This is a genomic window from Thiobacillus sp. 65-1402, from assembly GCF_001897685.1.
In the GTDB taxonomy this organism is placed as follows: Bacteria; Pseudomonadota; Gammaproteobacteria; order Burkholderiales; family Thiobacillaceae; genus Thiobacillus.
Window position 1 is genome coordinate 14,476 of the sequence record NZ_MKUG01000076.1, and the last position, 12,724, is coordinate 27,199.

Below are 12,724 nucleotides of genomic sequence, written 5' to 3' on the forward strand. Positions count from 1 at the left end.
ACGAAGCTGCCGATGTCGCAAAACCTGCTTGATCTCGACCTCGAAGGGCTGACCGCCTGGTTCGCCGAACTCGGCGAAAAGCCGTTTCGCGCCAGGCAGGTGTTCCACTGGGTGCATCAGGCCGGAGTGGCGGATTTTGCGCAGATGACCGACATCGCCAAAAGCCTGCGCGAAAAACTGCAGCAGCAGGCGGTGGTGGCGGCGCCGGCGGTCAATTACGCCCATACCTCGGCCGACGGCACGCGCAAGTGGCTGTTCGACGCCGGGGTCGGTAACGGCATCGAAACCGTGTTCATCCCGGAAGACGACCGCGGCACCCTGTGCGTGTCGTCGCAGGTGGGGTGTGCGCTGGAGTGCACCTTCTGCTCGACCGGGCGGCAGGGCTTCAACCGCAACCTGACGGTGGCCGAAATCATCGGCCAGTTGTGGGTGGCGCAGCACAGCCTGAAAACGGTGCCGAATCGCACCACCGGCGAAATCGCCGAACGGCCGGTAAGCAATGTGGTGATGATGGGCATGGGCGAGCCGCTGGCCAATTTCGAGAACGTGGTGACCGCGCTCGGCATCATGCTCGACGACCACGCCTACGGCCTGTCGCGGCGGCGGGTGACGGTGTCGACCTCGGGCCTGGTGCCGGCGATGGACCGGCTGGCCGAGCGCCGCCCGGTGGCCCTGGCAGTGAGCCTGCACGCGCCCAACGATGCGCTGCGCGACCAGATCGTGCCGATCAACAAGAAGTATCCGCTCGCAGAACTGATGGCGGCGTGCCGGCGCTATCTGGTGCACGCGCCGCGCGATTTCATCACTTTCGAATACGTGATGCTGGCCGGCGTCAATGACCAGCCCGAGCATGCGCGCCAGCTGATCGAACTGACGCGCGAGGTGCCGTGCAAGTTCAACCTCATTCCGTTCAATCCGTTCCCGGATTCCGGCTATGAAAAACCGCGTGCCGACGCCATGCGCGCATTCCGCGAGATTCTGCAGGATGCGGGCTACGTGGTGACCACGCGCAAGACGCGCGGCGACGACATCGACGCCGCCTGCGGCCAGTTGGCGGGCAAGGTGGCCGACAAGAGCGGGCGGGTGATGAAACGGATGCACAAGGAGGCAGCGTGAAGAAATGGATCGTGATGGCGGCAGCCTTGCTCGCCGGCTGCGCGGGCCACCCCGCCGGGGAGGGCGCAGGCGTCGCCCAAACGGAAGCCGACAGCGGAAGCCGCCAGCGCGCCAGCGCGTTCACCGACCTGGCCGGCGCCTATTTCTCCCGTGCCCAGTACAAGGTCGCGCTTGACGAACTGCGCAAGGCGATCACCGCCGACAGCCGGTTTGGCCCGGCCTACAATATCTACGGCCTGATCTACATGGAACTGGCCGAAGACAAGCTGGCCGAGGAAAACTTCCGCCGCGCCATCGAACTGGATCGCAGCGATTCCGAAGCACGCAACAATTTCGGCTGGTTTCTCTGCACGCGCGGCCGCTACGACGAAGGTCTCGAGCAGTTCAGCGCCGCCCTGCGCAATCCGCTGTATGCAAGGCCCGAGCAGGCGATGGCCAATGCCGGTCTGTGCGCGGAAAAGAAGGGCGATCTCGCGCTGGCCGAAGCCAATCTGGTGAAGTCGCTCAAGCTGCAACCCGACAACCCCAGCACTATCCTGAAACTGGCGGGACTGCATTTCCGGCAGGGCCGGCTGGTGGAGACGCAGCGCCTGCTGGGCCGTCATGCCGAGTTGGCGCCGCCGAGCGCGGAAAGCCTGTGGCTGGGCGTGCGGCTGGAACGCAAGCTGGGCGACCGTACGCAGGAAGCGGCCTACGGCCTGCAGCTGCGCAAACGTTTCCCCGATTCGAATGAAGCGCGACTGCTGCTGGCGGGGCAATACGAATGAGCGAGAGCAGCCAGGCATCGGTCGGACAGATCCTGCGTGACGCTCGCGTAGCGCAAGGGATTGCGCTTGACGACGCGGCTGCGCGCCTGCGCCTGATGCATCGCCAGATCGAGGCGATGGAGGCGGATGATTTCGAGAGCCTGGGGCAGCCCGTGTTCGCGCGCGGGTTTGTGCGCAACTATGCGCGCCTGCTGGGACTCGCACCCGAAGCCCTGCTGGCGCGCATGCAGGGGGCGCCAGCCGAACCTGCCGCGGTCAGTCCTGCCGATCAGCCGGTGTCGCATTCCTGGCTGACTTCGCCCTGGCTGATGCTGTCGCTGCTGGGCCTGGTGGTGGCGGTGGCGGTGCCGGTGGTGCTGTATTTGTGGTTGAACAGCGGGGTGGGGGATGGCTCGACCGAGCGGGAACCCGTTGTCGCGCAAACCCAGGCCGCCCGCGCTGCGGCGCCGGCGCCCGTGGCGGAACCGGCGGAGGCCGTCCCCCCTGTTGTCGAGGCGGCACCCGCTGAACCCGACGCTCCCGCCGAACCGGTCGCCGCCGCCGCGCCCGCAACGCCGGCGCCGGCGGCCGACAGTGTGCTGCATCTCGAATTCGGCGACGAGGCGTGGACCGAGATCAAGGATGCCAGCGGACGCATGCTGCATCGTCAGCTCAATCCCGCGGGCGGCAGCGTGGATGTCCACGGCCAGCCGCCGTTCGATGTGGTGATCGGCAATGCAGCCCAGGCGCGGATGACGTACAACGGCCGTCCCATTGATCTGAAGCCCTTTATCGACGCGACGGTCGCGCGCTTCACGCTGGAAGAATAACCGTCCTTGAAGAACACCTCCCTGGAAGAATGATGTCTCAGATAGTCCGTCGTCCCAGCCGCCAGGCGCAGATCGGTCATGTGCCGGTCGGCGGCGATGCGCCGGTGGTGGTGCAGTCGATGACCAATACCGACACCGTCGATATCGGCGCCACCGTGCGCCAGGTGCAGGCGCTGGCCGAGGCCGGCTCCGAGCTGGTGCGGCTCACCGTCAATACCCTCGAGGCCGCCGCCGCGGTGCCGCGCATCCGCGAGCGGCTCGACGTGCTGGGCTGCCGCGTGCCGCTGATCGGCGACTTCCACTTCAACGGCCACAAGCTGCTGACCCAGGTCCCGGAATGCGCGCAGGCGCTGGCGAAGCTGCGCATCAATCCGGGCAACATCGGGCGCGGCAACAAGCGCGACGAACAGTTCGCCACCCTGATCGAAACGGCGTGCCGCTACGACAAGCCGGTGCGCATCGGCGTCAACTGGGGCAGCCTCGACCAGGCGCTGGCGGCGCGCATGATGGACGACAATGCGCGTCTGGCGCGGCCGGAAGACGCCGAAGTGGTGATGCGCCGCGCGATGGTGGCGTCCGCGCTGGAATCGGCGAAGAAGGCCGAAGAGCTGGGCCTCGGCGGCGACAAAATCATCCTGTCGTGCAAGATGAGCCGGGTGCAGGACCTGATTTCCGTATACCGCGATCTCGCCGCGCAGTGCGACTATCCGCTGCACCTCGGGCTGACCGAGGCCGGCATGGGCAGCAAGGGCATCGTCGCCTCGACCGCCGCGCTGGCGGTGCTGCTGCAGGAAGGCATCGGCGACACCATCCGCATTTCGCTGACCCCCGAACCGGGTGGAGAACGCACCCAGGAGGTCCGTGTCGGCCAGGAAATCCTGCAGGCACTCGGCCTGCGCGCCTTCACCCCGCAGGTCACCGCCTGTCCCGGCTGCGGCCGCACCACCTCGACCGTGTTCCAGGAACTGGCGCAGGACATCGAGACGTTTCTGCGCACCCAGATGCCGCTGTGGCGCAGCCAGTATCCTGGCGTCGAGTCCATGCAGGTGGCGGTGATGGGCTGCGTGGTCAACGGCCCCGGCGAATCCAAGCACGCCAACATCGGCATCTCGCTGCCCGGCACCGGCGAAGTGCCGGTGGCGCCGGTGTACGTCGACGGCGAGAAAACCGTGACGCTGAAGGGCGAGCGCATCGCCGCGGACTTCCAGGCGATCGTCGAGGACTACGTGCGCAGCCATTACGGCGCTGCGTGACCGCATTTGTCTTGATTAACTTATGAGCAACAACATTCAATCCGTGCGCGGCATGAACGACTGCCTGCCCGACGTCACCGACACCTGGCAGGGCTTCGAGGCGATCGTGCGCGACTGGCTGCGGCGCTATGGCTACCGCGAGATGCGCACGCCGATTCTCGAGCACACAGGGCTGTTCAAGCGCGCCATCGGCGAAGTGACCGACATCGTCGAAAAGGAGATGTACACCTTCGTCGACGAGCTCAACGGCGAGTCGCTGGCGCTGCGCCCGGAGGGCACGGCGTCGTCGGTGCGCGCGGTGATCCAGCACAACCTGCTGTACGACGGCGGCAAGCGGCTGTGGTACACGGGACCGATGTTCCGCCACGAGCGCCCGCAGAAGGGCCGCTACCGGCAGTTTCACCAGGTCGGCGTCGAGGCGCTCGGCTTCGCCGGGCCCGACGTCGATGCCGAACTCATCGTCATGTGCGCCGATCTCTGGCGCGAGCTCGGCATCGCGCCGACGCTGCAGCTCAACACGCTGGGCGACATCGAATCGCGGCACCGCCACCGCGCCAAGCTGGTCGCCTATTTCGAAGCGCACCAGGACGCGCTCGACGAGGATGCGAAGCGGCGGCTGCACAGCAACCCGCTGCGCATCCTCGACAGCAAGAACCCGGCGATGCAGGCGCTCAACGATGCGGCGCCCAAGCTGATGGACGAACTCGACGACGCGGCGCTGGCGCATTTCGACGCCTTGCAGGCGCTGCTGCGCGCGAACGGCATCGCCTTCGAGATCAACCCGCGCCTGGTGCGCGGGCTCGACTACTACAATCGCACCGTGTTCGAATGGGTGACCGACCAGCTCGGCGCGCAGGGAACGGTGTGCGCCGGCGGACGCTACGACGGCCTGATCGAACAGCTGGGCGGCAAGCCGGCGCCAGCCGCCGGCTTCGCCATGGGAATCGAGCGGCTGCTGGCGCTGATCGAGGCGGGCGGGCGGGCCATTGCGACGCCGGTGCCGGACGCTTACATCGTCCACGCCGGCGACGCGGCGCAGGCGTACGCCTGGCAGGTGGCGTCCGCGCTGCGCGGCGCGGGGCTCGCCAGCGTGCTGCATTGCGGCGGCGGCAGCTTCAAGTCGCAAATGAAAAAGGCCGACGCCAGCCGTGCGCGCTATGCGGTGATCATCGGCGACGACGAAGCGGCGGCGCAGCAGGTGACGCTGAAGCCGCTGCGCGGCAGCGCCGAGCAGACCCGCGTCGAGGTGGCGCTGGCGATCGAATTTCTGAAACAGGCAACAACTTAAAAGGTATAGCACGATGGCAACCTACGACCTCGACGAGCAGGAACGGCTGGACGAACTGAAAGCCTGGTGGAAACGCTGGGGCAGCATGGTGATGATCGGCCTGGCCGTGGTGATCGCCGCGTCGGCGGGCTGGCGTTACTGGCAGCACCGCACGCTGACGCAAAGCCTGGAAGCGGCCGCCGTGTACGAAAAGCTGACGCAGTCGCTGGCGGCCAACGACGCCAAGGCTGCACGCGAGGCAGGCTCGATGCTGATCGATCAGTACAAGGGCACGGCTTACGCCCCGCGTGCCGCGATGTTGCTGGCCAAGCTCAACGTTCTTGGCAAGGACCTGAAAAGCGCGCAGGCCCAGCTGGAATGGGCGGTGGCCAACAGCAAGGAACCTGCGGTCAGGGATCTGGCGCGTCTGCGGCTGGCCGGCGTGCTACTCGACCAGAAGCAATACGACGCCGCGCTGAAAACCCTGTCGGCCACGCACAGCGATGCCTACGCCTTCCGTTTCCACGACGCGAAGGGCGACGTGCTGCTGGCGCAGGGCAAGCAGGCCGAAGCACGCGCGGCCTATCAGGCGGCGTTCGGCAAGATGCAGGAGGACGACCCCTACCGCGCTATCGTCGAACTGAAACTCGATGCGCTGGGAGGAGAGGCCAAGTGACGATGCGTTTGATTGCCGCCGGCCTGGCGCTGTTCCTGTCGGGGTGCGGCGCAGTCGGCTCGATGACCAGCACGGTGGGCGGCTGGTTCGGTGCCGGCCCGGCCAAGGCCAAACCCGCCGAACTGGTCGAGTTCAAGCCCAGCGCCAGTCTCGGCGAGGCCTGGAAAGGCGAAACCGGCGACTCGGATGGCCGCCTGTTCCGCCCGCAAGCCGAAGGCGACGATGTGCTGGCCGCCGGCGGCAGCCGGGTGGTGCGCATCGCCGTGGCCAACGGCCACATGGTGTGGCGCACCGATACCGGAGTGAAGCTTTCGGCCGGGGCCGGCGCGGGCCGGGGCCTGGTGCTGGCGGGCGGCAGCAAGGGCGAATTGCTGGCGCTCGATTTCGCCAGCGGACAGGTGCGCTGGAAAGTGCCGCTGTCGAGCGAGGTGAGCGGGCAGTTGCTGGCGGTAGCCGACATGGTTATCGCGCGCACTGGCGATGGCCGCGTGCATGGCCTGGCCGCCGCGGACGGCAGCCGCAAATGGCTGTACAGCCGCAACCTGCCGGCTTTGAGCCTGCGCGGATCGGGCGGCATGACGGTGCGCGACGACGTGCTCTACGCCGGATTCCCCGGCGGCAAGCTGGTCGCGCTCAACGCCGCCAACGGTGCGCAGCTGTGGGAAGCCACGGTGGCGCTGCCGCGCGGAGCGACCGAACTCGAACGGGTGGCCGACGTGATGGGCAATCCGGTGGTGGATGAACGGCAGGTGTGTGCCGTTACCTATCAGGGGCGGGTGGCCTGCTTCGATCGCCGCAACGGCTCGCCGCTGTGGGCGCGCGACGCCTCCAGCAACAGCGGGCTGGCGATGGACGAGCGCAATGTCTACGTCACCGACGACAAGGACGCCGTGACCGCCTACGACAAGACCAGCGGCCGTGCCGGCTGGCGGCAGGACAAGCTGGCGCGCCGCCAGGTCACCGCGCCGCTGGCGCTGGGCGCCTGGGTGGTGGTGGCCGACGGCGAAGGCGTGGTGCATGTGCTGTCGGCCGAAGACGGCAGTTTCGTTGCGCGTGCCAGGGTCGACGGCGGCGTGCGCACGGCGCCGGTCGACATCGGCCCCGGCTTCGCGGTGCAGACGGCCAAGGGCCATGTCGTCGCTTTCAGACTCAAATAAACAACACAACGTGCCGGCCTTGCCGGCGCGTCAGCAAGGATAGCCATGCTTCCCACTCTGGTTCTTGTCGGACGTCCCAACGTCGGCAAGTCCACCTTGTTCAACCGCCTTACCGGCACGCGCGACGCCCTGGTGCACGACCTGCCGGGGATGACCCGCGACCGCCATTACGGGCGCGGGCGCGTCGGCGGCAAACCCTATCTGGTGGTCGACACCGGCGGTCTCGAGCCGGTGGCCAAGGACGGCATCCTCGCTGAAATGGCGCGGCAGACGCTGCAGGCCATCGACGAGGCGGACGCCATCGTTTTCATGGTCGATGCACGCGCCGGCCTGACGCCGCAGGACAAGGTGATTGCCGACCGTTTGCGCCGCGCGTCGTGTCCGGTGCTGCTGGCCGTCAACAAGGCCGAAGGCATGAACCGCGCGGTGGTGACCGCCGAATTCCACGAGCTGGCGCTGGGCGAGCCGCTGGCGATCTCGGGGGCGCACGGCGACGGCATATCCGATCTGGTCGCCGAGGCGCTGGCGCCGTTCCCGGAAGAGGAAGAACAGTCCGACGACTTCGGCATTCCCAAGATCGCGCTGGTGGGGCGTCCCAATGTCGGCAAGTCGACCCTGGTCAATGCGCTGGTGGGCGAGGAGCGCGTGATCGCCTTCGACCAGCCGGGCACCACGCGCGATTCGATCTACGTCGAGTTCGAGCGCGCCGGCAAGCCCTACATCCTGATCGACACCGCCGGCGTGCGGCGCCGCGGCAAGGTGTTCGAGACGGTGGAAAAATTCTCCGTCATCAAGACCCTGCAGGCGATCGAGGATGCCAACGTGGTGGTGCTGGTGCTCGACGCGCGCGAGAACATCTCCGAGCAGGACGCGCACCTGGCCGGTTTCGTGCTGGAAACCGGGCGTGCGCTGGTGGTCGCGGTGAACAAGTGGGACGGGCTTTCCGCCGAGCAGCGCGACGACATCAAACGCGATATCGGACGCAAGCTGGCCTTCCTCGATTTCGCGCGCTTCAACTACATTTCGGCGCTCAGGAGCAAGGGACTGGAAAACCTGCTGAAGGACGTCGAGGCCGCCCACGCCGCCGCTTTCATCAAGCTGTCGACCCCCAAGCTCACGCGGGTGCTGGAGATGGCGGTGGAGCAGCACGCACCGCCCAAGAACGGACTGTTCCGCCCCAAGCCGCGCTACGCCCACCAGGGCGGCAAGAACCCGCCGGTCATCATCCTGCACGGCAACGCGCTGGAAGGTCTGCGCGACGACTACAAGCGCTATCTGGAAAGCAGTTTCCGCAAGGCCTTCAAGCTGCAGGGCACGCCGCTGCGCATCCAGGTCAAGGAAGACAGCGGCAAGAACCCGTTTGAAGGCAAGGCGCGCGCACCGCTGAGCGAAAGCGAGGCGACGCGGATGCGGCGCAAGAAGCGGGTGCGGCGCAAGGTCTACGGCGCGGATTGAGCGCTTGGTGCGGCGCCTGATGCGCGGAATCTGGCCATGGCTGCTGGTGCTGGGCGGCGTACTGACGGGGCTGACCTTCACGCTGCAGGTGGTTCGTTCGGCCGATGCGGGAATGCGGGTGCAGTTCCTGACCGAGGCGCGCCTGATGCAACGTTCGCTCGATTGGACGGCGGTGAAGGCGCTGCGCGGCGAGGCAAGCGACGCCGCGCGCGAGGAATATGCCCGCCTCAAGCGGCAGCTCGAGGCGTTGCGGAGCGTCAGCCCGCAGTACCGTTTCGTGTATCTGCTGGGATGGCATGACGCGGGCGAAGTCCGTTTTCTGGTGGACTCCGAACCGGCCGATTCATCCGATTTTTCACCTTCCGGCACGGTATACGGCGAGGCGACCGAGCAGCTGGTCGCCCTGTTTTCCGGCAACCGGCCGATGACCGAAGGCCCGCTGAGGGATAGCTGGGGGGTATGGGTCAGCGCACTGGTGCCACATGTCGACCCGCAGACCGGGCAAACCATCGCAGTGCTGGGGCTGGACGTCGATGCCAGCCAATGGCGGCGAACGCTGCTGCATGCGGCGATGCTGCCGCTCGGCGCAACGCTGGTGTTCATGCTGACCTCCGGCCTGTTGTTTTATATGCGGGCACGCGCGCGCAGGGAACACGCGCGGCTCATGGCGTCGGAAGGCAGGCTGTACGAACAGGCCTATCACGACAGCCTGACCGGCCTGCCCAACCAGCGCCTGCTGGCCGACCGCATGACGCAGACGCTGGCGCACGCCCACCGGATGGGAAGCCGGGCGGCGATCCTGTTCCTCGACCTGGACCGTTTCAAGAACGTCAACGATTCGCTCGGCCATGCCATGGGCGATGCACTGCTGTGCGCGGTGGCCGGCCGATTGCGCGCGCTGGTGCGGGAGGACGACACGGTGGCCCGGCTGGGCGGCGACGAGTTCGTGATCCTGCTGCCTGAAATCCGGGACGACGACGATGCGCGCCATGTCGCCGAAAAAATCATCGCCGAGCTCGCCAAGCCCATCGCGGTCGGCGACCAGAGCGTGTCGGTGGGGGTCAGCGTCGGCATCGCGCTGTATCCCGACGACGCGCTGGATGCCGAGGGCTGGCTGGCCTGTGCCGACCGCGCCATGTATGCGGCCAAGGATGGCGGCCGCAATACTTTCCAGTTCGCCGACCCGCTGCAGAATGCACGCGCAAGGGAGCGCCTGTCCACCGAAACCGGCTTGCGCCAGGGGCTGGCGCGCGGCGAATTCGAACTGTTCTACCAGCCGGTGTTTTCGCTTGCGCACGGCGCGCTCGCCGGGGTCGAGGCGCTGGTGCGCTGGCGTCATCCCGAATGGGGGTGGGTGGAGCCGGCACGCTTCATCCCCGTTGCCGAGGATTCCGGGCTGATCGTCCCGCTCGGCGACTGGATTCTCGCCGAGGCTTGCCGGGCGGCGCGGCGCTGGCACAAGCAGGGGGCGCCGGCCGTGCCGGTCATGGTCAACGTCTCGGCGCTGCAGTTGCGCCGCCCCGGGTTCGAGGAACGGCTGGGTGCGGTGCTGCAGGAAACCGAGCTGCCGCCGGCGCTGCTGGAACTGGAACTGACCGAGTCGGCCATCATGCAGGAGACGCTCGCCGGGTCGGCGTTGCTGCATCGCCTGGCGGAAGAGGGGGTGGGGCTGGCGATCGACGATTTCGGCACCGGCTATTCCAGCCTGGCTTATCTGCGGAAACTCGACGCCACCCGTCTGAAAATCGACCGCAGTTTTGTCGCGGACATGGCCGAGGATGCCGAGGCCCGCGCCATTGTCGCCAGCATGGTGGGAATGGCGCGGGCGCTGGGCCTGAAAGTGACGGCGGAAGGCGTGGAGAGCGCAGCCCAGGTCGAATTGTTGCGGGACCTGGGGTGTGACGACGTCCAGGGGTATTACTTTGCGCCGCCGCTCGCCGAAGCCGCGCTGCTGCCACGCCTGGCCGACTGGCGGAACGGCTTCAATCCAGCCAGCGCACCAGATAGAACAGCTTGAAGCCTTCCGACGAGCGCGACGGGCCGCTGGCGATCGCGGCATGGCGATTTTTTGCGGGGTCGGCGTGCGCCAGCGCCTCGGCTTCGCTGGCGTAGACCTCGACCACGCCCTCGGGGAAGCGCTTGCGGTTCTTGCCGGAAGGCGAATAGATCACCACCGCCGAGGTGCCGACGACCCTGGATTCGACATCGGTGAACAGGCTGGTGGCTTGCGGCATGCTCAGTGCGTTTTTTTCGGGATGCTGCTGATCTTGACGGCGTGGGTGTTGGGCGTCTCGTCGCTGAAATGCGGACGCTCTTCAAGGGTGCGGCCGGTAAGCTGGGCGAGTTCGGTTTCGCGGCTGGAAATCACCAGCAGGCAATCCTTGATGCCGAGCACGGTGGCCTCGGATAGCGGGCTGGGATTGCCGTCGCGCGGCGCGGTGTCGCGCACGATGGAGGTGAGCGTTTTGCGCATCATGCGCATCAGGCGCTGCTCGTCGTGCAGGGCTTTTTCGTCCATGGGGAATGCTCCGGAATACGGCAAAGATTCGGTATTGTCGGCGCCGGCCGGGGCTTCGTCAACGCAAGGCCCTGGTGGAAGCGGGGGATAAAAAGCCTGACTGGGGGCATAAGCAGAATGAACCGCCACTGCCGGGCGTCTGCTTTATGCTTCCCGCCATAAGGAGAAACCGCATGTCAGACCCGAACACCCCGGATAACGATGGTGAAGTCCGCGAAATCCGCATCAATCCCGTCGTGCCGAGCGAATCGGTGCTGGTCGCCACCGCGCGCAGCATGCGCCCGAAAAAAGCCGAGGAACTGGCGCCGCGCGACACCCGCAAGCATGTCGAAACCTGCCCGTTCTGCCGCGGCAACGAACACAAGACGCCGCCGGTGATCCTGCGCTGGCCGCTCGAGGGCGACTGGCAGATTCGCATGGTGGAAAACCTCTATCCGGTGCTGGGCGACGACCGCGAGCAGGCCGGCTTCAACTTCGGCCTGCAGCAGACCATCGACGGCTACGGCCGCCACGAAGTCATCATCGACCACCACGAGCACGGCATCGCCGTGCACGACATGGCCGAATCGCACCTCGCCGCGCTGTTCGGCATCTATCAGACGCGCATGCGGCAGCTGTTCGAGTCCGACGAGCGGCTGAAGTACGTGCTGATCTTCAAGAATTTCGGCCCCGCCGCCGGCGCCTCGATCCCGCACACGCACAGCCAGGTGATCGCCATGCCGGTGGTGCCGGAGAACGTCGACGCCGAGGTGAGGAACAGCGCCGCGCATTACGCCAAGCACCACCACTGCATCTTCTGCGCGCTGATCGACGAGGCGCTGACTTTCGAGGCGACGATCTACGACCGCAGTTCGGGGGCGGTGCGGCGCAAGATCAACGTCGGCCAGTACGTGGTCGAGCGCGGCGAGAAGTTCATCGCCATCAAGCCCTTCGCCAGCCGCTACGAATGGGAAGTGCACATCCTGCCGCTGGCGCACCAGGCCGATTTTCTCGACGTGCGCGGCGAGGATCTGGCCGACCTGGCGCGGGTCATGCAGCGCACCATGGCGCGACTGGATGCCGTCATCGGCGGCGCGCAGTACAACTTCTTCCTGCATTCGGTTCCGCACGACAGCCAGCGGCAGGCGAATGCGCCGAGCTACCACTGGCACCTGGAAATCTGCCCGCGCACCTCCATCCCGACCGGCTTCGAGCTGGGCTCGGGGCTGTTCGTCAACACCATCAACCCGGAACAGGCCGCCGAGCGTTTGCGTGCAGTGGATTTGTAACGGCCGCGGCAAGGCTAGAATGGCGGCCTGTTAACCAGCCTCAACGGCACTCATGCAGCGAGCCAACCAATCCAGTCCGCACGCGCCATTGGCGAGCCATGGCGAAACGCACGTCGACCGCCTGAATGCTTTGTGGAAGCTGTCGGTGCAGGGTGGCCTGGGCGACGCCGAGCGCATCCGCGCCATGCTGGAGATGGCGGCCGAAGTGCTGGACATGGATCTGGTGGTGCTGGGCGAGCTCGGCGAGCACTGCACCGCGCGCTATGTCAGCGACCGCCTGGGGGTATTCCCGGAAGGCAGCAGGCAGGCGGTGGATGTGTCGCTGTGCCATGCCGTCTACCATACCCGTGCGCCGTCCCATATCGCCGATCTGGCCGCGCATTCCCGGTATGCAGGCAATCCGATGGTGACCGAGTTCGGCATGCGCACCTTCTCCGG

Annotated in this window: 13 protein-coding genes; 11 read left to right on the top strand and 2 right to left on the bottom strand. The window is 66.7% G+C overall.

Annotated elements, in window-relative coordinates; genetic code table 11:
- Positions 1 to 12 precede the first annotated feature (12 nt).
- From rlmN to BGO62_RS06495, 9 genes are read left to right on the top strand one after another with little or no spacing between them, the layout of a single operon-like run.
- Positions 13 to 1,116, top strand: a complete 1,104-nt coding sequence (rlmN, locus tag BGO62_RS06455; protein WP_296640402.1) for a 23S rRNA (adenine(2503)-C(2))-methyltransferase RlmN — start codon at positions 13 to 15, stop codon at positions 1,114 to 1,116.
- Positions 1,113 to 1,883 (top strand): type IV pilus biogenesis/stability protein PilW, encoded by a 771-nt coding sequence (gene pilW / locus BGO62_RS06460; RefSeq protein ID WP_296640404.1) that lies wholly within the window; start codon positions 1,113 to 1,115, stop codon positions 1,881 to 1,883. The genes rlmN and pilW overlap by 4 nt, the downstream gene beginning before the upstream one ends.
- Complete coding sequence (locus BGO62_RS06465; RefSeq protein WP_296640407.1) at positions 1,880 to 2,692, top strand: helix-turn-helix domain-containing protein; 813 nt, start codon at positions 1,880 to 1,882, stop codon at positions 2,690 to 2,692. Before pilW ends, BGO62_RS06465 begins: the two co-directional genes overlap by 4 nt.
- A gap of 32 nt (positions 2,693 to 2,724) precedes the next feature.
- On the top strand, positions 2,725 to 3,945 hold the full coding sequence (ispG, locus tag BGO62_RS06470; protein WP_296640408.1) for a flavodoxin-dependent (E)-4-hydroxy-3-methylbut-2-enyl-diphosphate synthase: 1,221 nt from the start codon (positions 2,725 to 2,727) through the stop codon (positions 3,943 to 3,945).
- A gap of 22 nt (positions 3,946 to 3,967) precedes the next feature.
- Positions 3,968 to 5,233, top strand: coding sequence for a histidine--tRNA ligase (hisS, locus tag BGO62_RS06475; RefSeq protein WP_296640410.1), 1,266 nt, complete (start codon positions 3,968 to 3,970; stop codon positions 5,231 to 5,233).
- A 13-nt stretch (positions 5,234 to 5,246) separates the two neighbouring features.
- Positions 5,247 to 5,888: a tetratricopeptide repeat protein gene (locus BGO62_RS06480; RefSeq protein WP_296640412.1), complete on the top strand. Its 642-nt coding sequence runs from the start codon at positions 5,247 to 5,249 to the stop codon at positions 5,886 to 5,888.
- 2 nt (positions 5,889 to 5,890) lie between these two features.
- Complete coding sequence (gene bamB, locus BGO62_RS06485) at positions 5,891 to 7,045, top strand: outer membrane protein assembly factor BamB (protein ID WP_296640428.1); 1,155 nt, start codon at positions 5,891 to 5,893, stop codon at positions 7,043 to 7,045.
- A 45-nt stretch (positions 7,046 to 7,090) separates the two neighbouring features.
- Positions 7,091 to 8,500, top strand: a complete 1,410-nt coding sequence (der, locus tag BGO62_RS06490; protein ID WP_296640413.1) for a ribosome biogenesis GTPase Der — start codon at positions 7,091 to 7,093, stop codon at positions 8,498 to 8,500.
- 7 nt (positions 8,501 to 8,507) lie between these two features.
- Positions 8,508 to 10,517 carry an EAL domain-containing protein gene (locus BGO62_RS06495; protein WP_296640415.1) on the top strand — a complete coding sequence of 670 codons (2,010 nt, stop codon included), beginning with the start codon at positions 8,508 to 8,510 and terminating at the stop codon, positions 10,515 to 10,517.
- Here BGO62_RS06495 and BGO62_RS06500 read toward each other — a convergent pair.
- Entirely contained in the window at positions 10,483 to 10,734 is a 252-nt protein-coding gene (locus BGO62_RS06500; RefSeq protein WP_296640417.1) for a hypothetical protein, read from the bottom strand. The genes BGO62_RS06495 and BGO62_RS06500 overlap by 35 nt on opposite strands.
- A gap of 2 nt (positions 10,735 to 10,736) precedes the next feature.
- Positions 10,737 to 11,018, bottom strand: coding sequence for a hypothetical protein (locus tag BGO62_RS06505; protein WP_296640419.1), 282 nt, complete (start codon positions 11,016 to 11,018; stop codon positions 10,737 to 10,739).
- A 173-nt stretch (positions 11,019 to 11,191) separates the two neighbouring features.
- Here BGO62_RS06505 and BGO62_RS06510 point away from each other — a divergent pair, with 173 nt between their 5' ends.
- Together BGO62_RS06510 and BGO62_RS06515 are read left to right on the top strand one after the other, a co-directional pair.
- Entirely contained in the window at positions 11,192 to 12,286 is a 1,095-nt protein-coding gene (locus tag BGO62_RS06510) for a DUF4931 domain-containing protein (protein WP_296640422.1), read from the top strand.
- Positions 12,287 to 12,338: 52 nt separating this feature from the next.
- The coding region (locus tag BGO62_RS06515) for a hypothetical protein (RefSeq protein WP_296640425.1) at positions 12,339 to 12,724 on the top strand (386 nt) is incomplete at its 3' end.

Coding starts and splice junctions, on each gene's coding strand:
- BGO62_RS06480 (WP_296640412.1), top strand. CDS start 5,247: ATGGCAACCTACGACCTCGACGAGCAGGAACGGCTGGACGAACTGAAA.
- BGO62_RS06465 (WP_296640407.1), top strand. CDS start 1,880: ATGAGCGAGAGCAGCCAGGCATCGGTCGGACAGATCCTGCGTGACGCT.
- BGO62_RS06505 (WP_296640419.1), bottom strand. CDS start 11,018: ATGGACGAAAAAGCCCTGCACGACGAGCAGCGCCTGATGCGCATGATG.
- BGO62_RS06500 (WP_296640417.1), bottom strand. CDS start 10,734: ATGCCGCAAGCCACCAGCCTGTTCACCGATGTCGAATCCAGGGTCGTC.
- BGO62_RS06510 (WP_296640422.1), top strand. CDS start 11,192: ATGTCAGACCCGAACACCCCGGATAACGATGGTGAAGTCCGCGAAATC.
- bamB (WP_296640428.1), top strand. CDS start 5,891: ATGCGTTTGATTGCCGCCGGCCTGGCGCTGTTCCTGTCGGGGTGCGGC.
- hisS (WP_296640410.1), top strand. CDS start 3,968: ATGAGCAACAACATTCAATCCGTGCGCGGCATGAACGACTGCCTGCCC.
- der (WP_296640413.1), top strand. CDS start 7,091: ATGCTTCCCACTCTGGTTCTTGTCGGACGTCCCAACGTCGGCAAGTCC.
- ispG (WP_296640408.1), top strand. CDS start 2,725: ATGTCTCAGATAGTCCGTCGTCCCAGCCGCCAGGCGCAGATCGGTCAT.
- rlmN (WP_296640402.1), top strand. CDS start 13: ATGTCGCAAAACCTGCTTGATCTCGACCTCGAAGGGCTGACCGCCTGG.